Genomic DNA, 17,374 nt, shown 5'->3' with positions numbered 1-17,374 from the left:
ACACAGGTTCGTTGCGCCCGCCGGGGCATCGTGGCGGGGGCATAAGCTTTACGGGGTCATGGCCGAATGCGGCTGCTGTTGCGGTTTTTGGGTTTCCTGTTCGCTCTCGGCACCATCGTGTTCGTGGTGGGCGGAGCCGTGGCGGCCTATTTCGTCTGGAAGTACTCGCAGGACCTGCCGGACTACACCCAGCTGCAGACCTACGAGCCGCCGGTGATGACGCGCATCCACGCGGCGGACGGCTCGCTGCTGGCCGAATATGCCAAGGAGCGCCGGCTCTATCTGCCGATCCAGAACATCCCCGACCTGGTGAAGGACGCCTTCATCTCCGCCGAGGACAAGAATTTCTATTCGCATGGCGGCATCGACGTGACCGGCATCGGCCGCGCCGCCTATGCCTTCCTGCAGAATTACGGCTCCGGCCGGCGGCCGCAGGGCGCCTCGACCATCACCCAGCAGGTGGCGAAGAACTTCCTGCTCACCAACGAGGTCTCGCTCGACCGCAAGGTCAAGGAGGCGCTGCTCGCCCTGCGCATGGAGCGCGCCTATTCCAAGGACAAGATCCTCGAGCTGTATCTCAACGAGATCTATCTTGGCATCGGCTCCTATGGCGTCGCCGCCGCCTCGCTGCTGTATTTCGACAAGTCGGTGAACGAGCTCACCATCGCCGAGGCGGCCTATCTCGCCGCCCTGCCGAAGGGCCCGAACAACTATCACCCGTTCCGCCGCCACGACGCCGCCGTCGAGCGTCGCAACTGGGTGATCGACCGCATGGCCGAGAACGGCTACATCACCGCGGACCAGGCCGAGAAGGCCAAGGCCACCGACCTCGCCGTCACCGTGCGCCCGACCGGCGCGCACATCTTCTCCGCCGAATATTTCGCCGAGGAAGTGCGCCGCGAGATCTTCGAGCGCTATGGCGAGGACAAGCTGTATGGCGGCGGCCTGTCGGTGCGCACCACGCTCAATCCCAAGCTGCAGCAGATGGCCAAGAAGGCGCTGCTCGACGGCCTGACGCGCTATGACGAGCAGCGCGGCTATCGCGGCGCCATCACCGGCATCGAGGTGTCCGGCGACTGGGGCGCCCGCCTCGCCGATGTGCGCGCCTTCAGCGACATTCCCTGGCGCCTCGCCGTGGTGCTGGAGGCGAACGCCGACATGGCGCGCATCGGCCTGCAGCCGCAGCGCGACCGTTCCGGCCAGCTGCCGGACCAGCGCGAGGTCGGCGTCATCACCGCCGACGGGGTGAAGTGGGCGCTGCGCGGCCGCAAGGGCGTCAACACCGTGCTCAAGGCCGGCGACGTCGTCTATGTCGAGCCGGTGGACGGCAAGGCCGACCAGTGGCGCCTGCGCCAGCAGCCCAAGATCGAGGGCGCTCTGCTGGCGATGGACCCGTGGACCGGCCGCGTGCTGGCGATGGCCGGCGGCTTCTCCTTCGACGAAAGCCAGTTCAACCGCGCGACACAGGCGCAGCGTCAGCCGGGCTCCTCGTTCAAGCCCTTCGTCTACGCCTCGGCGATCGACAATGGCTATACCCCGTCCAGCATCGTGCTCGACGCACCGTTCGAGCTGAACCAGGCCGGGCAGGCGACGTGGCGGCCGGAGAACTATTCCGGCAAGTTCTACGGCCCGCAGACGCTGCGCTTCGGCCTGGAGCAGTCGCGTAATGTGATGACGGTGCGGCTCGCCAATGATCTCGGCATGCCGGTGATCGCCGACTATGCCAAGCGCTTCGGCATTTACGACAACCTGCTGCCGGTGCTGTCGATGGCGCTCGGCGCCGGCGAGACCACGGTGATGCGGATGGCCGGCGGCTATTCGATGTTCGCCAATGGCGGCCGGCGCATCAAGCCGACGCTGATCGACCGTGTGCAGGACCGCTACGGCAAGACGATCTACAAGCATGACGAGCGCGAATGCCGCGGCTGCGACGCTGCCCAGTGGCAGGACCAGCCCGAGCCGACGCTGATCGACCGTCGCGAGCAGGTGCTCGACCCGATGACCGCCTACCAGATGGTCTCGATGATGGAAGGCGTCGTCCAGCGCGGCACCGGCACGGCGCTCAAAGCGCTCGGCAAGCCGGTGGCGGGCAAGAGCGGCACCACCAACGAGGAGAAGGACGCCTGGTTCGTCGGCTTCACCCCGGACATGGTGGTGGCGGTCTATCTCGGCTTCGACACTCCCAAGCCGATGGGCAAGGGCTCGACCGGCGGTCTCATCTCCGCGCCGGTGGTGCGCGACTTCATGCAGGTGGCGCTGGCCGACCGTCCGGCCGTGCCGTTCCGCGTGCCGCCGGGCATGAAGTTGATCCGCATCAATCCGAAGAGCGGCCAGCGCGCCGGGCCGGGCGAGAAGTCGATCCTGGAGGCCTTCAAACCGGGTACCGCGCCGCCGGGCGACTATTACTCGATCGTCGGCGCCACCGACGCGTCGGGCCGGCCGACCACCGTCTCGCCGGACGCCGACCGCGCCATCGGCAATAGCGGTACCGGCGGGCTCTACTGAGGCCGGGGCGGCGTCTGCCGCCTCGCGCCAAGGTTTGCCTCCCGATCCCGCGCAGCGCGATCGTCTTCGATCACGTGATCATGCAATGGCGTGATCACGTCATGGGCGTGCCGGCGAATTCCGGCAGTGCCTCGGCCCGGGCGGCGAGCGCAGCGAGACGTGGGACGTCGGCATCGGCGATCTCGCCCGGCAGCAGCAGATGGATGAAGCCGAGCGTCACCGCGGCGGTGATGTCCGCCTGCATCGGCCGCTCGCCGAGCAGCCAGCCCTCGCCGGGGCCGATCTCCTCCTCCAGCAGCCGGTAGGCGGCGTGCAACTGGCCGCGCACGCGGGCGAGCCAGGGCTCGTGGCGCTTTTCCTGCGGCCGCAATTCATGCTCGTAGACGATCTGCACCGTCTTCTCGCAGGCGGCCAGCGCCAGGCCGACGAGCCGCTGGGCGCGGGCATGGGCGGCGAGGTCGGCAGGCTCCAGCGTCAGCGCCGGGTCGGCGAGGCGCTCGGCATGTTGCAGGATCAGCGTCGAATCCATCAGCACCACGCCCGCATCGGTGATGAGGGTCGGGGCCTTCACGACCGGGTTGATCGCGGCGAAGGCATCGAAATGCCGGAACACCGACACCGGCTCATGCTCGAAGGGCAGGCGCAGCAGCTTCAGGGAGATCGCGACGCGCCGGACATAGGGCGAATCGAGCATGCCGATGAGGCGCATGGTGGGCTCCGTCCAACAGGATAGGTGCAACAGGATGCGGGGCGGCGCAGGGCTCTCCGCACCGGTTCGGGAAGGGGCTGGCGGGCACGGCCCGCCCCGGCAACATGGCAAATGCCGCCGGGCGGTGCCATGCTGATCCATCGGCGAAAATGGAGTTCTGCTTATGGATTCAAGGCGCGACTTTCCCGGCGCCCGTCTTCCGGGATTCCGCCCGGCGGTGACCGGGCTCGACGAGCGCGATCTCGATATCCTCGAGGCCTTGCAGCAGGACGGGCGCCTGCCGCTCTCCGAGCTGGGCCGCCGCATCGGCCTCTCCCAGCCGGCGGTGTCCGAGCGGGTGAAACGGCTGGAGGAGCGCGGCGTCATCGCCGGCTATGGCGCGCGCATCGACCTCGCTGCCGTCGGACTGCGGATGACCGCCATCATCCGGCTCAAGACGGCGCATGAACATATCGCCGCCTGCCTCAGGGCTTTCGAGCAACTGCCTTATGTCGTCGAGGTGCATCGCGTCACCGGCAATGACTGCTTCGTGCTGAAGGCCATCGTGCCGGCGCCGGAGCATCTGGCTGTCATCGTCGATTCCATCGGCCGCTTCGGCGAGGTGACGACGTCGCTGGTGCTGCGCTCCGAGCCGGAAAAGCCGATCTCGCGCGACCTGATGCTCGCCGCGCGCGGCCGGGACTAACGTCCGGCCGCCATTCCTAGACGGCGGAGGCGGGTGTCTCCACCGGTTGTCCTGACCGCCTCGTGGACGAGCGGCGACGGCAGGAGAGGAGAGGCGTTTACAGTGCCGCCCTTCCTCTCTATTTTCCGCCGCCTTTCTCCCTGCGTTCGAGAGTGTCCATCATGCGCGCCGACCTCGCCGCGAGCGTCGACGAAATCCGCGAAGCCGCCGGGCTGCTCCGGCAGCACATCGATTTCGACCGTTCCAAAGCCCGCCTCGCCGAGCTCAATGCCATGGCGGAGGATCCCAATCTCTGGAACGATCCGGAGCGCGCGCAGAAGCTGATGCAGGAGCGCGGCACGCTGGAGGACGGCCTCGGGGCCATCGAGCGCATCAACCGCGAGCTCGCCGACAATGTCGAGCTGATCGAGCTCGGCGAGATGGAGGGCGACGCCTCCATCGTCGACGAGGCCGCCGAGGCGCTCCAGCGGCTGAAGGCGGAAGTGGCGCGCCGCCAGCTGGAGGCGCTGCTCTCCGGCGAGGCCGACGCCAATGATAGCTATCTCGAAGTCCATGCCGGCGCCGGCGGCACCGACAGCCAGGACTGGGCGCTGATGCTCTTGCGCATGTACACGCGCTGGGCGGAACGGCGCGGCTTCAAGGTGGAGCTGGTGGACGAGACCGGCGGTGAGACCGCCGGCATCAAGTCCGCCACCATCCTGGTGAAGGGCCACAACGCCTATGGCTGGCTGAAGACCGAGGGCGGCGTGCACCGGCTGGTGCGCATCTCGCCCTTCGATTCGAATGCGCGTCGCCAGACCTCGTTCTCAAGCGTCGACGTCTATCCGGTGATCGACGACCGCATCGTCGTCGACATCAAGGAAAGCGACCTGCGCGTCGACACCATGCGTTCGGGCGGCGCCGGCGGCCAGCACGTCAACAAGACCGAATCGGCGGTGCGCTTCACCCACATTCCCACCGGCATCGCGGTGGTGGCGCAGGGCGACCGCTCGCAGCACAAGAACCGCGCTACCGCGTGGGAGATGCTGCGCGCCAAGCTCTACGAGCTGGAGCTGAAGAAGCGCGAGGCGCAGGCCGCCGCCGACCAGGCCGCCAAGACCGATATCGGCTGGGGCCACCAGATCCGCTCCTATGTGCTGCAGCCCTACCAGCTGGTGAAGGACCTGCGCACCGGCGTCACCTCCGGCACGCCGCAGGAAGTGCTGGACGGCGACCTCGACCCGTTCATGGAGGCCGCGCTCGCCCAGCGCGCCTATGGCGGCGGCCCGGCGAGCGTCGACGACGTCGACTGAGGCGAATCCGCCGGCTGTGCCGGCGGATGCCGTTTCTCAGAGAGCCTGTGCCGCGGCGAGCACTTCCTCGGCATGGCCCGCGACCTTCACCTTCGGCCAGACCTGCGCGATGCGGCCTTCGGCGTCGATCAGCAGCGTGGTGCGCTCGATGCCCATGAAGGTCTTGCCGTACATGCTCTTCTCGCCCCAGACGCCATAGGCGGCGAGCATGTCGTGGGTCTCGTCGGTGGCGAGCGGGAAGGCGAGGCACTCCTTGTCGCGGAATTTCACCAGCGCCTTGGCTGGATCGGCGGAAACACCGAGCACCGAGGTGTTGGCCGCCGTGAAGTCCGGCAGCAAACGGTTGAAGTCATGCGCCTCGATGGTGCAGCCCGGCGTGCTGGCCCGCGGATAGAAGTACAGCACCAGCTTGCGGCCCCGGTAATCGGCGAGGCGGACGGTCTTGCCGTCGTCACCGGGCAGTGCGAAATCGGGAGCCGGTTCACCGGCGGTGATGGTGCTCATTTGCCTTCCTTTCGTCGGGTTTTGCGGCGAAGCCGCGCTCGGCAAAGCCAGCCACCGTCATAGATTTGCCGGCGGACAAGAAACAGACAGGATGTCGCGATAAGCCCGGCTCAGGCGCTATCATCCACATGCGGAGATTCGGGCGGTAGATGGTCGAGAGGATGACGCGCAGAGCCGACGGGCGCGCTGGCCCGGTAAAGCGCCCGCGCCTGCGGCGGGTGACGCGCGTCTGCGAGGCACCGCGCCGTGGCCGGCGCTGGGTGCGCGTCTGCAGTTGGTCGCTCGGCTGCATGGCCGGTCTCTTCATCGCCGCCTTCCTCACCGTCTATGTGCTGTTCTCCACCGGGCTGGTGACGGTGAACGTCGCCCGTCCCTATGTCGAGAGGGCGCTTTCCGAGCGCCTCGGCGCCGGCCGCACGGTGTCGATCGGCGAGATCGTCTCCAATGGCGCGGCGCCCGGCGGCATGACGTTGCGCGTCAACGACATCGAGGTGCGCGACGATAATGGCGACGTCATCGCCTCGGCACCGCAGGCCGAGATCGCGATGCAGGACCGCCTGATGCCGTGGATGGCCGGGCCGAAGCGCATCGACCTGATCGGCGTCAAGCTGCAGGTCTGGGTCACCGCCAATGGCGAGCTGACGGTTTCCACCGGCGAGAACGCCAAGCCGATCCACGCGGCGGCGGCCGGTCCCGGCGCCTCCGCTACGCCCTCTTCCACCGCGTCGCCTTCCGGGACCCCGAATTCCGCGGTCGTCCCCTCCACGCCGACGTCGTCGGGCGGACCCGCGGCCGCGCCGACCAGCGAGGCGCCGCCGATCGGGCCGATCCGCCTCGCCAGCCTCGCGGCACTGGCCGACGGGCTCGACCGTGGCGGGCTCGACGGCGGTGGATTGTCCGACATCGGCCTGAAGGACGGCACGCTGACGCTGCGTAGCGAGGTGAGCGGGCGCAGCTGGGTATTCAACGACATCGACATCAGCCTCACCCGCCCGGCGGCCGGCGGCATGACCTTCGACCTGCGCGCCGGCGGCGCGGACGGTCCGTGGTCGGCGCAGGCCACCATCGCGCCGATGGTGAACGGGCGCCGCGACATCGATGTCGCCGTCCGCGACCTCGCGCCGCGCGACCTGATGATCGCCGCCGGCATGGCGGACGCCGACCTCGTCGCCACCTCGCCGCTGTCCGGCGAGATTCACGCGCAGATCGACGAGCATGGCGACCTCGTCGGATCGAGCGGCCGGATGCTGGTCGGCGCCGGCGAATTGCAGCTCGGCAAGGACAAGCTCGGCCGCATGATCATCGACGAGGTGGCGCTGGATTTCGCCTTTGACCCGCATGCCCGCCGGATCGCCATCAAGCCGCTCGCCATCCATGCCGGACCGCTCGACCTCGACATCGCCGCCGATATCAATCTGCCGCAGACCGCCGACGGCGTCTGGACGCTGCACGCCACCCGCGGCAAGGGCAGCCTCGGCGGCGGCGGCCCGTTCTCCGAGAAGGAGCCGCCCTTCGTCGCCGACAACATCGCCCTCGACCTGCATTTCGATCCCAAGGCGAAGAGCCTCGGCATCGATTCCGCCAAGGTCACCGGCACGCAGGGCGAGATCACCGTCGGTGGCGGGCTGGAGCTCGCCGGTCCGGCGCCGGCGCTCAATCTGAATGTCTCGACCACGCCGACCTCGGCCACCACGCTCAAGCGGATCTGGCCGGTGCTGGCGGCGCCGGAAGTACGGAACTGGGTGCACGACAACGTGGTGTCCGGCGAGGTCAGCCGCGCCGAGATTGCGCTGAACGCGCCGCTGTCCTCCATCGGCAATTCCGACATCCCGCTGGCCGACGATGCGCTGCGCATCGACATCGTCGCCGGCCAGGGTTCCTTCCGGGTGCTCCCGGATCTGGCGCCGGTCACCGGCGCCGATGTCCGCGTGCATGTGACCGGTCGCACCGCCCATGTCGACGTCGCCAAGGCCGGCCTGCAGACGCCGGCCGGGCGCAAGCTGGCGCTGTCCGAGGGCGTGTTCGACATTCCCGATACCGCGCCGAAGACGCCGAACGCCAAGATCCGCATCGCGCTCAGCGGTCCCGCCGCCGGAATGGCGGAGGTGGCCAACCTGTCGTCGCTGCGCAGCCACGCGGCGGCCTCGCCGCTCGATCCGGCGACGGTGTCGGGCGATTTCCAGGGCGTGGCGCAGATCAATATCCGCCTGTCGAACGACATCAAGCCGTCCGATGTCGACTTCGCCTTCGAGGCCACGCTGAACGATTTCTCGGCCGACAAGATGGTGCTCGGCCACGACATCGACGACGCCGATGTCCGGGTCTTCGTGACGCCGCAGGCCAGTGTCTTCCGCGGTGACGGCAAGCTCGCCGGTGCGCCGATCAGCTTCGACTACACGATGCCCGCCAAGGGGGACGCTTCCTTCACCCTGGCGGCGACGCTCGACCAGGCGTCGCGCGACAAGCTCGATCTCGACCTCGCCGGCCTCGGCGGCACGGTGGCGGTGAAGCTGAACGGCACCACCTCGGCGAATGGCAAGGTGAGCGCGGATGTCGATGTCGACCTGACCAAGGCGCGCCTCGCCGAACTGGTGCCGGGCTGGTCGAAGCCGGCCGGCAAGCCGGCGCGGCTCACCGCCAAGCTCACCAAGACCGAGGACGGCTCCAAGCTCGACAATCTGGTGGTCTCGGGTTCCGGGGTGAACATACGCGGCGTGGTGACGCTCGACGCCAAGGGCGTGCCGGTCGGCGCCGATCTGCCCACCTTCCAGCTCTCGGACGGCGACAAGGCGAGCGTGAAGGTCGAGCAGGCCGGTTCGGTGACGCGCATCACCGTGCGCGGCGAGGTGATCGAGGCCCGCGCCTTCCTCAAGAACCTCCTGGAGGCGCCGATCGCCGGCAATACCGACCAGGCCAAGCCGGCGGACGTCGATATCGACGTCAATCTCAACGTGGTGGTCGGCAATAATGGCGAGACCATGCGCGAGGCGGTGCTGAAGCTGTCGCGGCGCGACGGGGCGCTGCGCAGCTTCTCGCTCGGCGCGCTGGTCGGCCGCGACGGCGGCGTGACCGGGCAGATCATGAACGGCGCCGGCGGCTCGCGGGTGATGCGGGTGGCGACGACCGACGCCGGCGCACTGCTGCGCTTCATCAACTTCTATTCGCGCATCTATGGCGGCGACCTGTGGCTCGACGTCGACCCGCCGGCCGGCGACGGCTCGCCGCAGAACGGCGTCATCAACATGCGCGACTTCGTGGTGCGTGGCGAGGCGGGGCTGGACCGGCTGATCGCCGCTGCGCCGGCCACCGCCGCCAATGGGCGTCCGCAGCCCGGCGCGGCCATCACCTTCAAGAAGCTGCAGGTGAGCTTCACCCGCTCGGCCGAGCTGCTCACGCTGCGCGACGGCGTGGTGTGGGGCCCGGCGGTCGGCTCGACCTTCGACGGCTCGCTCGACTCCGCGCGCGACCGCATCTCGATCCAGGGCACCTATGTGCCGGCCTATGGGCTGAACAACCTGTTCTCGCGCCTGCCGGTGCTCGGCTTCTTCCTCGGCGGCGGGCCGAATGAGGGCCTGGTCGGCGTCACCTACGAGGTGGTGGGGCCGTTGAGCGGGCCGACGCTGCGGGTGAACCCGATCTCCGCCGTGGCGCCGGGCTTCCTGCGCAAGATCTTCGAGTACCGGCAGGCGCCGGACCCGACGCCGCCGGCGGTGATCCCGACCCGCTAGCCGCGAGGCGTGCCGGAACGAAGAGCGGCTGGAACGAAAAAGGCCGGGCAATGCCCGGCCTTTTCATCTTTGTGCCGGCGATCCGCTCACACCGGCTTCAGCAGCACGTGCTTCTTCTTGCCGAAGGAGAGCTTCACCACGCCCTCGGCAGTAAGGTCACGGGGGCTGATCACCGCCTTGTCGTCGGTGACGACGGCGTCGTTCACCTTGAGGCCGCCGCTCTTGATCTGCCGGCGCGCCTCGCCATTGGAGGCGACGAGGCCGGTCTTCTCGGCGAAGACGCTGAGCACGCCGATGCCGGCCTCGAGCTCGGCGGTCGGCACCTCGACGGTCGGCAGATCGGCGGACAGCCCACCTTCCTCGAAGGTCTTGCGCGCGGTCTCGGCCGCCGCTTCGGCCGCCGCGCGGCCATGCAGCATGGCGGTGACCTCGGTGGCGAGGATCTTCTTCACCTCGTTGATCTCGGCGCCGCCCAGTGCGGACAGCCGGGCGATCTCGTCCATCGGCAGGGTGGTGTAGAGCTTGAGGAAGCGCGAGACGTCGGCGTCCTCGGTGTTGCGCCAGTACTGCCAGAACTCGTAGGGGCCGAGCAGGTCGGCGTTCAGCCACACCGCGCCGGAGAGCGACTTGCCCATCTTGGCGCCCGACGCGGTGGTGAGCAGCGGCGAGGTCAGGGCGTAGAGCTGCGGCGTGCCCATGCGGTGGCCGAGATCGATGCCGTTGACGATGTTGCCCCACTGGTCGGAGCCGCCCATCTGCAGGCGCACGCCATAGCGCTGCGACAGCTCGACGAAATCGTAGGCCTGCAGGATCATGTAGTTGAATTCGAGGAAGGACAGCGACTGCTCGCGGTCGAGCCGCATCTTCACGCTGTCGAAGGACAGCATGCGGTTGACCGAGAAGTGCCGGCCGACGTCACGCAGGAACTCGAGGTAGTTCAGGCCGCGCAGCCATTCGGCATTGTTGATCATCATGGCGCCGGTGGGGGCGTCGCCATAGGTGAGGTAGTTGGCGAACACCTTTTTGATCGAGGCGATGTTGTCCTCGATGGTCTCGACCGTCATCAGCTTGCGCGCCTCCTCCTTGAAGGAGGGGTCGCCCACCATGCCGGTGCCGCCGCCCATGAGCGAGACCGGGCGGTGGCCGGTCGCCTGCAGCCAGTGCAGCATCATGATCTGGATCAGGCCGCCGGCATGCAGGCTCGGCGCCGTGGGGTCGAAGCCGATATAGGCGGTGACGGTTTCCGTGGCGAACAGCTTGTCGAGCCCCTCGGGGTCCGAGATCTGGTGGACGAAGCCGCGCTCGGTAAGGGTGCGCAGAAAGTCGGAACGGAACGTCGTCATGTCGGGCCTGCCGGCGTCAATGCCATGGTAAGGAGGGGTAAAGGATCGGGCGCGTCATGTAGCAGCTTCGGGCGGTACATGCACGCCGGGAGGGCGAGATGGCGGAACCGGTAACGGCAATCGGGCTGATGAGCGGCACCTCGCTTGATGGCGTCGACGTGGCGCTGATCGAGACCGACGGCGAAAGCGTCGCCGGCTTCGGGCCCGCCGCCACCTATCCCTATGCGCCGGCGGACCGGGCACTGCTGGTGCGGGCCATCGAGGATGCGAAGCCGCTGACGGACCGCACGGCCCGACCGGGTGCGCTCGCGGAGGCCGAATTGATGCTGACCGCCCGCCACGGCGAGGCGGTGGCGCGCTTCGTCGCCACGCATCCGCAGGCGGCGGGTGCGCAGGTGGTCGGTTTTCACGGGCAGACCGTGCTGCACCGGCCGGAGATCGCGCTCACCGTGCAGCTCGGCGACGGCCCGGTACTGGCGAAAGCCTTGCGGGCGGCGGGGCTGCGGCCGGGCGCCAAGCTGGTCTACGATCTGCGCGCCGCGGATGTCGCGGCGGGCGGGCAGGGGGCGCCGCTGGTGCCGGTCTATCACGCCGCGCTGGCCAAAGGGCTGGGCCTGGCGCTGCCGGTGCTGTTCCTCAATCTCGGCGGGGTGGCCAACATCACCTATGTCGACGGGGAGAACGACCCGATCGCCTTCGACACCGGCCCCGCCAACGCGCTGGTCGACGACTTCATGAAGGAACGCACCGGCGTGCCGGTGGATGCCGACGGCGCTTGCGCGGCGGCAGGAAAGGTCGATGCGGCGGCGCTGGCGCGGCTGCTGGCGCATCCCTTCTTCGCGCAAAAGCCGCCGAAATCGCTCGATCGCAACGATTTCAAGGCCTTCGTGGCGGAACATGCCGGGCTGGCGGGGCGCAGCACCGAGGATGGCGCGGCGACGCTGACCGCGCTCAGCGCCGCGACGGTGGCGGCGGCGCTGCCGTTGCTGCCGCGACGCCCGCGGGCGGTTGTGGCCGCCGGCGGTGGCGCCCATAACCCGACGCTGCTCGCCATGCTGGCCGAGCGGCTCGGGGTGGAGGTGACGCCGGCCGATGCGGTCGGCCTGTCCTCCGACGCGATGGAAGCGCAGGCCTTCGGGTTCCTGGCGGTGCGGTCGCTGAAGGGGCTGCCGCTCAGCTTCCCCACCACCACCGGGGTGCCGGCGCCGATGCCTGGAGGCGTCTGCCTACCGCTGAAGTGAGGCCCGGCGGGGTGCGCGGGGAGGGCTGAAGCAAAGCTGAAGCGATCGTTCAGAAAAGCTTAATATACCAGGATACGTGCGAAGTATTCCTTAAACGCAATGGTGCGATGCGCAAACTGACGGTGCGTCGCACAATAAAATGCGTATCTTACGGGCTCCCGGAAGTCCGGCTCGCCAGGCAGGCAGCTTCTGATCAACACGCCTGGACAGAACTTGGAGCAATCGAGATGCGCAGCTTCTCCCGTGACATTCTGCCCCTCGCCTTGGCGGGTGGGCTTCTTGCCGTCGCCTTCATCGCCCCCGGCTTCGCCGCCGAGAAGGGCAATGTGCGTCCCGCGACGGCACAGACCATCAACATCGGCTATGTGCGCGGCATCGCCTATTACACCCCGCAGCAGGACGGCTACCACGTCGTCGCCACGCTGAGCGTCGGCGGCGGTGCGCCGATCCGTGTCGCTGCCACGCTGCAGCCCGAGCAGGCGGTGAGCTTCTCCGTGCCCGGCCCCGAGGGCGCGGCTGGTGGCCTCGTCGAGATCGCCCGTCGCGGCGACAGCGTGACGGTGACCAATCCGGACCGCCTCGTGCTCAACTGAGCCGTCTCTTCCGGGTCCTCGCGTCTCCCGAAAACGAAAAGCCCGGCGCGAGCCGGGCTTTTTGCTTGTCAGGGCCGTGCGCGTTCCGCTCAGGCGGCGGTTTCGCTCTTGCGGGTGTCCGGCAGGCGCCGGTCGAGATAGCCGCCGATCAGCTCGGTCAGTTCCTCGGTCCGGTTGTCGAAGAAGTGGTTGGCGCCGGGCACGGTCTGCTGCTCGATGACGATGCCCTTCTGCGTCTTCAGCTTCTCCACCAGCGTGTTCACCGCCGAGAACGGCACCACCGCGTCCTTGTCGCCATGGACGAACAGGCCGGAGGACGGGCAGGGGGCGAGGAAGGAGAAGTCGTAGAGGTTCGCGGGGGCGGCAACCGAGATGAAGCCTTCCACCTCCGGCCGGCGCATCAGCAGCTGCATGCCGATCCAGGCGCCGAAGGAGAAGCCGGCGATCCAGCAGGCGCGCGCGTCCGGGTTGATCGACTGCGCCCAGTCGAGCGCGGCGGCGGCATCGGCGAGCTCGCCCTGGCCGTGGTCGAAGGAGCCCTGCGAACGGCCGACGCCGCGGAAATTGAAGCGCAGGGTCGAGAAGCCGCGATTCACGAACTGGTAGTAGAGGTTGTAGACCACCGGGTTATTCATCGTGCCGCCGAACTGCGGGTGCGGGTGCAGGATGATGGCTATCGGCGCGTGGCGCTGCTTGGCCGGCTGGTACCGCCCTTCGAGACGCCCTTTCTCGCCGGTGAAGATGACCTCGGGCATGAAGCGTGTGATCCTAGATGCGGGCGGCGCGGCCGCCGCCCTGCGCAGGCGGGCAGCCAAGGCAGATGGCCGCCGTTTCAATTTTCCTGCAGGTGTACATAATACCGCGAGCGCCTTGACGACATAGGGTGTGATCCCTAAATTATTAGAATAATTCTAAACTTCTACGCATGGTTGTATATGACTTCAGTGCAACCATGCTGGCGCCGCCCGCGGAGTTTGCGGAGCCGAAGCTATGAATGAGATGGGTTTGGTTTGCAAGCAAATCAACGGGAGCCGCAGCGAAAGCGGCAATGTTTTACTATATGAGCAGGCAGGCGCTGACAGACCGAACCGGGCTGCGATGAACGAACGTACCTATCTCGACCACAATGCCACCGCTCCGGTGCGTCCGGAGGCGGCGGAAGCGCTGACTGCCGCGCTTTTCGCCACCGGCAATGCCTCGGCCATCCATGGCGAGGGGCGGGCGACGCGCGCCCGCATCGAGGAGGCGCGCGGCGCGGTCGCCGCCCTGGTCGGCGGCGATGCGCGCGGCGTGGTGTTCACTGCCGGCGGCACCGAGGCCGACGCGCTGGCGCTGACGCCGGACTACCAGCGTGGGGGCGAGCCGCTCGCCTGCGACGTGCTGCTGACCAGCGCGGTCGAGCATGCCGCCGTGCTGCGCGGCCACCGCTTTGCCGCCGACAAGGTGGAAATCCTGCCGGTGGACGCACGCGGCCGGTTGCGGCTCGAGGCGCTCGACGCGGCGCTCGCCGTCCATGCGGAAGCCGGGCGCCGGGTGCTGCTGTCGCTGATGCTGGCAAACAACGAGACCGGGGTGATCCAGCCGGTGGCGGAAGCCGCGCGGCGCGTCCATGCCCATGGAGGGCTCGTCCATACCGATGCCGTGCAGGCGGCCGGTCGCATCCGCATCGATATCGCCGAGCTCGGCGTCGACGCGATTTCGGTGTCGGCCCACAAGATCGGCGGCGCGCCGGGCTCCGGTGCGCTGGTGCTTGCCGACCCGGATCTGCGCCCCGCGCCGGTGTTCGCCGGCGGCGGCCAGGAGCGCGGCCGGCGGGCCGGCAGCGAGAACGCCCCCGCCATCGTCGCCTTCGGTGTGGCGGCGAAAAGCGCGCAGCTGGCGCTCGATGGTGAAATCAGTCGCATTGGCGGCTTGCGCGAAAGGCTTGAAGACGCTCTAAGGTGCGAGTTCCCGGAGCTGGTGCTGCTGGTCGGCGATGTCGATCGCCTGCCCAACACCTCGTGCTTCGCCCTGCCGGGGGTACCGGCCGAGACGGCGGTGATCGCGCTCGATCTCGCCGGATTGTCGGTGAGCGCCGGTGCCGCCTGTTCGTCGGGCAAGATCGGGCCGTCGCATGTGCTCGCGGCCATGGGCGTGCCCGAGCGCATCGCCCGTTCGGCGTTCCGGCTGTCCTTCGGATGGTCGAGCCGGGAAGAGGATGTTGACCGGGCGCTCGGCGTGTTCCGCCGGGTGGTCCCGAACCTTTCTCGCCGCACAAGGGCGGCGTGAGGGGAGATCGGCTGCGGCGCCCGGGTGCCGCCGGCCGGACGATTCGGCGGCGCCCATGCGGCACCGCCCGATGCGAGACGTGACGTGGTGACCTGAACCCGCGGGCCTTGACCCCGCGCGGAGAGGAGATGAGACGATGCCGGCCGTACAGGAGACAGTGGAGCAGGTCCGCTCCATCGACGTCGATCAGTACAAATACGGGTTCTTCACCGACATCGAGTCGGAGAAGGCGCCGAAGGGACTGGACGAGGACACCGTCCGCTTCATCTCGGCCAAGAAGGGCGAGCCCGAATGGCTGCTGGAATGGCGTCTCGACGCCTTCCGCCGCTGGCAGACCATGCCGGAGCCCAAGTGGGCGCGGGTCGACTATCCGCCGATCCCCTACCAGGAGCTCTATTACTACGCCGCGCCCAAGCAGAAGGCGGGCCCGAAGTCGATCGACGAGATCGACCCGGAAATCCTCGCCACCTATGAGAAGCTCGGCATTCCCCTGCGCGAGCGCGACGCGCTGCTCGGCATCGAGAGCACCGGCGGCGAGGGGAGTGGAAGAGCTCGGGTCGCGGTGGACGCGGTGTTCGATTCGGTGTCGGTGGCAACCACCTTCAAGGAAGAGCTCGCCAAGGCCGGCGTGATCTTCATGCCGATCTCCGAGGCGGTGCGTGAGCATCCCGAGCTGGTGAAGAAGTATCTCGGTTCCGTGGTGCCGGTGACCGACAACTTCTTCGCGACGCTGAACTCGGCGGTGTTCTCCGACGGCTCCTTCGTCTACATCCCGAAGGGCGTGCGCTGCCCGATGGAGCTGTCGACCTATTTCCGCATCAACGAGCGCAACACCGGCCAGTTCGAGCGCACGCTGATCATCGCCGACGAGGGCTCCTATGTGAGCTACCTCGAAGGCTGCACCGCGCCGATGCGCGACGAGAACCAGCTGCACGCCGCCGTGGTCGAGCTGGTGGCGCTGGCCGATGCCGAGATCAAGTACTCCACCGTCCAGAACTGGTATCCGGGCGACAGCGAGGGCAAGGGCGGTATCTTCAACTTCGTGACGAAGCGCGGCGACTGCCGCGGCGACCGCTCCAAGATCTCCTGGACGCAGGTGGAGACCGGTTCGGCGATCACCTGGAAATATCCGAGCTGCATTCTGCGCGGCGACGAGAGCCAGGGCGAGTTCTACTCGATCGCCATCTCCAATGGCCGCCAGCAGGTCGACAGCGGCACCAAGATGATCCATCTCGGCAAGAACACGTCGAGCCGCATCATCTCCAAGGGCATCGCCGCCGGCCGCTCGGACAACACCTATCGCGGCCTCGTCTCGGCGCACCGCAAGGCGACCAACGCGCGCAACTTCACGAATTGCGACAGTCTGCTGATCGGCGACCAGTGCGGGGCGCACACCGTGCCCTATATCGAGAGCAAGAACGCGTCGGCGCATTTCGAGCACGAGGCGACCACCTCGAAGATCTCCGAGGACCAGCTGTTCTACTGCCGCCAGCGCGGCCTCGATCCCGAGGAAGCCACCGCGCTGATCGTCAACGGCTTCGTCAAGGACGTGCTGCAGCAGCTCCCGATGGAGTTCGCGGTCGAGGCGCAGAAGCTGATCTCGGTGAGCCTCGAAGGCTCGGTGGGCTGACGCCCCTCTGGCGTCCCGGACCGCCGGGACGCTTCGCCCCATTCGAACACTCGGCGCGCCCGGCCGCACGGCGCAGGACGCCGCGCCCAAATGAACGGAACGATTGAAATGGCCATGCTCGACATCGACAACCTCCACGCCAAGATCGAGGGCGAGGACGGCAAGGAAATTCTCAAGGGCCTGTCGCTGAAGGTAAATCCCGGCGAAGTCCACGCCATCATGGGGCCGAACGGCTCGGGCAAGTCAACGCTGTCCTACATCCTCGCCGGCAAGGACGACTATGAGGTCACCGAGGGTTCGGTGACGCTCAACGGCGAGGACCTCCTGGAGATGGAAATCGACGAGCGCGCCGCGAAGGGCGTGTTCCTCGCCTTCCAGTACCCGATCGAGGTGCCCGGCGTCGCCACCATGACCTTCCTGCGCTCGGCGCTGAACGCCCAGCGCAAGAAGCGCGGCGAGGAAGAGATCTCCACGCCGGACTTCCTGCGTCTGGTGAAGGAGAAGGCCGCCGGCCTCGGCATCTCGCAGGACATGCTGAAGCGCGGCGTCAATGTCGGCTTCTCCGGCGGCGAGAAGAAGCGCGCCGAGATCCTGCAGATGGCCATCCTCGAGCCGAAGATCGCCATTCTCGACGAGACCGATTCCGGCCTCGACATCGACGCGCTGAAGATCGTCTCGGAAGGCGTGAATGCGCTGCGCTCGCCGGAGCGCGGCATGATCGTCATCACCCACTACCAGCGCCTCCTGAACCACATCGTGCCGGACTTCGTGCATGTCATGCACAAGGGCCGCATCGTGCGCTCGGGCGGCAAGGAGCTGGCGCTGGAACTCGAAGCCAATGGCTATGCCGAGTATCAGCAGGACGCGGCGTGAGGG

The 17,374-nt window shown here is 67.9% G+C and carries 13 protein-coding genes; 9 read left to right on the top strand and 4 right to left on the bottom strand.

The window, feature by feature from the left end:
- The first annotated feature begins 66 nt into the window (after positions 1–66).
- Positions 67–2,505: a penicillin-binding protein 1A gene (locus KHC28_RS22040; protein WP_214010510.1), complete on the top strand. Its 2,439-nt coding sequence runs from the start codon at positions 67–69 to the stop codon at positions 2,503–2,505.
- 94 nt (positions 2,506–2,599) lie between these two features.
- On the opposite strand, the gene KHC28_RS22035 is transcribed toward KHC28_RS22040, so the two are convergent.
- On the bottom strand, positions 2,600–3,214 hold the full coding sequence (locus tag KHC28_RS22035) for a glutathione S-transferase family protein (RefSeq protein WP_214010509.1): 615 nt from the start codon (positions 3,212–3,214) through the stop codon (positions 2,600–2,602).
- Positions 3,215–3,377: 163 nt separating this feature from the next.
- Between KHC28_RS22035 and KHC28_RS22030 the strand changes: the two genes are divergently transcribed.
- Together KHC28_RS22030 and prfB are read left to right on the top strand one after the other, a co-directional pair.
- Positions 3,378–3,899, top strand: a complete 522-nt coding sequence (locus tag KHC28_RS22030) for an Lrp/AsnC family transcriptional regulator (RefSeq protein ID WP_214010508.1) — start codon at positions 3,378–3,380, stop codon at positions 3,897–3,899.
- Between the two features lie 161 nt (positions 3,900–4,060).
- Positions 4,061–5,191: a peptide chain release factor 2 gene (gene prfB / locus KHC28_RS22025; protein ID WP_214010507.1), complete on the top strand. Its 1,131-nt coding sequence runs from the start codon at positions 4,061–4,063 to the stop codon at positions 5,189–5,191.
- A gap of 36 nt (positions 5,192–5,227) precedes the next feature.
- Here the strand turns inward: prfB and bcp are convergent, their stop codons facing one another.
- Positions 5,228–5,695 carry a thioredoxin-dependent thiol peroxidase gene (gene bcp / locus KHC28_RS22020; RefSeq protein ID WP_214010506.1) on the bottom strand — a complete coding sequence of 156 codons (468 nt, stop codon included), beginning with the start codon at positions 5,693–5,695 and terminating at the stop codon, positions 5,228–5,230.
- A 161-nt stretch (positions 5,696–5,856) separates the two neighbouring features.
- Between bcp and KHC28_RS22015 the strand changes: the two genes are divergently transcribed.
- Positions 5,857–9,423: a YhdP family protein gene (locus KHC28_RS22015; RefSeq protein ID WP_246565099.1), complete on the top strand. Its 3,567-nt coding sequence runs from the start codon at positions 5,857–5,859 to the stop codon at positions 9,421–9,423.
- Between the two features lie 86 nt (positions 9,424–9,509).
- On the opposite strand, the gene tyrS is transcribed toward KHC28_RS22015, so the two are convergent.
- Positions 9,510–10,766, bottom strand: coding sequence for a tyrosine--tRNA ligase (gene tyrS / locus KHC28_RS22010; protein ID WP_214010504.1), 1,257 nt, complete (start codon positions 10,764–10,766; stop codon positions 9,510–9,512).
- Positions 10,767–10,864: 98 nt separating this feature from the next.
- Between tyrS and KHC28_RS22005 the strand changes: the two genes are divergently transcribed.
- Together KHC28_RS22005 and KHC28_RS22000 are read left to right on the top strand one after the other, a co-directional pair.
- Positions 10,865–12,007 carry an anhydro-N-acetylmuramic acid kinase gene (locus KHC28_RS22005; RefSeq protein ID WP_214010503.1) on the top strand — a complete coding sequence of 381 codons (1,143 nt, stop codon included), beginning with the start codon at positions 10,865–10,867 and terminating at the stop codon, positions 12,005–12,007.
- A 227-nt stretch (positions 12,008–12,234) separates the two neighbouring features.
- Positions 12,235–12,600: a hypothetical protein gene (locus tag KHC28_RS22000; RefSeq protein WP_214010502.1), complete on the top strand. Its 366-nt coding sequence runs from the start codon at positions 12,235–12,237 to the stop codon at positions 12,598–12,600.
- A gap of 89 nt (positions 12,601–12,689) precedes the next feature.
- Here KHC28_RS22000 and KHC28_RS21995 read toward each other — a convergent pair whose 3' ends face one another.
- Positions 12,690–13,355 (bottom strand): alpha/beta hydrolase, encoded by a 666-nt coding sequence (locus KHC28_RS21995; protein ID WP_214010501.1) that lies wholly within the window; start codon positions 13,353–13,355, stop codon positions 12,690–12,692.
- Between the two features lie 343 nt (positions 13,356–13,698).
- Between KHC28_RS21995 and KHC28_RS21990 the strand changes: the two genes are divergently transcribed.
- The 3 genes from KHC28_RS21990 (at position 13,699) to sufC (ending at position 17,371) form a co-directional block, all read left to right on the top strand.
- A complete protein-coding gene (locus tag KHC28_RS21990; protein WP_214010500.1) occupies positions 13,699–14,868 on the top strand; it encodes a cysteine desulfurase family protein in 1,170 nt (389 codons plus the stop codon).
- A 136-nt stretch (positions 14,869–15,004) separates the two neighbouring features.
- Complete coding sequence (gene sufB / locus KHC28_RS21985; protein WP_214010499.1) at positions 15,005–16,498, top strand: Fe-S cluster assembly protein SufB; 1,494 nt, start codon at positions 15,005–15,007, stop codon at positions 16,496–16,498.
- 114 nt (positions 16,499–16,612) lie between these two features.
- Complete coding sequence (gene sufC, locus KHC28_RS21980) at positions 16,613–17,371, top strand: Fe-S cluster assembly ATPase SufC (protein ID WP_214010881.1); 759 nt, start codon at positions 16,613–16,615, stop codon at positions 17,369–17,371.
- Positions 17,372–17,374: the final 3 nt, after the last annotated feature.

Source organism: Ancylobacter sonchi, from assembly GCF_018390695.1.
GTDB classification, from domain to species: Bacteria; Pseudomonadota; Alphaproteobacteria; order Rhizobiales; family Xanthobacteraceae; genus Ancylobacter; species Ancylobacter sonchi.
The sequence above is the reverse complement of the archived record's forward strand: the minus strand, read 5'-3'. Positions and strand labels throughout refer to the sequence as shown.

What these genes read in the sequence shown, in the direction of transcription:
- prfB (WP_214010507.1), top strand. Translation starts at nt 4,061, where the DNA reads ATGCGCGCCGACCTCGCCGCGAGCGTCGACGAAATCCGCGAAGCCGCC.
- KHC28_RS22040 (WP_214010510.1), top strand. Translation starts at nt 67, where the DNA reads ATGCGGCTGCTGTTGCGGTTTTTGGGTTTCCTGTTCGCTCTCGGCACC.
- KHC28_RS22005 (WP_214010503.1), top strand. Translation starts at nt 10,865, where the DNA reads ATGGCGGAACCGGTAACGGCAATCGGGCTGATGAGCGGCACCTCGCTT.
- KHC28_RS21990 (WP_214010500.1), top strand. Translation starts at nt 13,699, where the DNA reads ATGAACGAACGTACCTATCTCGACCACAATGCCACCGCTCCGGTGCGT.
- tyrS (WP_214010504.1), bottom strand. Translation starts at nt 10,766, where the DNA reads ATGACGACGTTCCGTTCCGACTTTCTGCGCACCCTTACCGAGCGCGGC.
- bcp (WP_214010506.1), bottom strand. Translation starts at nt 5,695, where the DNA reads ATGAGCACCATCACCGCCGGTGAACCGGCTCCCGATTTCGCACTGCCC.
- KHC28_RS22035 (WP_214010509.1), bottom strand. Translation starts at nt 3,214, where the DNA reads ATGCGCCTCATCGGCATGCTCGATTCGCCCTATGTCCGGCGCGTCGCG.
- KHC28_RS22000 (WP_214010502.1), top strand. Translation starts at nt 12,235, where the DNA reads ATGCGCAGCTTCTCCCGTGACATTCTGCCCCTCGCCTTGGCGGGTGGG.
- sufB (WP_214010499.1), top strand. Translation starts at nt 15,005, where the DNA reads ATGCCGGCCGTACAGGAGACAGTGGAGCAGGTCCGCTCCATCGACGTC.
- sufC (WP_214010881.1), top strand. Translation starts at nt 16,613, where the DNA reads ATGCTCGACATCGACAACCTCCACGCCAAGATCGAGGGCGAGGACGGC.
- KHC28_RS22030 (WP_214010508.1), top strand. Translation starts at nt 3,378, where the DNA reads ATGGATTCAAGGCGCGACTTTCCCGGCGCCCGTCTTCCGGGATTCCGC.
- KHC28_RS22015 (WP_246565099.1), top strand. Translation starts at nt 5,857, where the DNA reads ATGACGCGCAGAGCCGACGGGCGCGCTGGCCCGGTAAAGCGCCCGCGC.
- KHC28_RS21995 (WP_214010501.1), bottom strand. Translation starts at nt 13,355, where the DNA reads ATGCCCGAGGTCATCTTCACCGGCGAGAAAGGGCGTCTCGAAGGGCGG.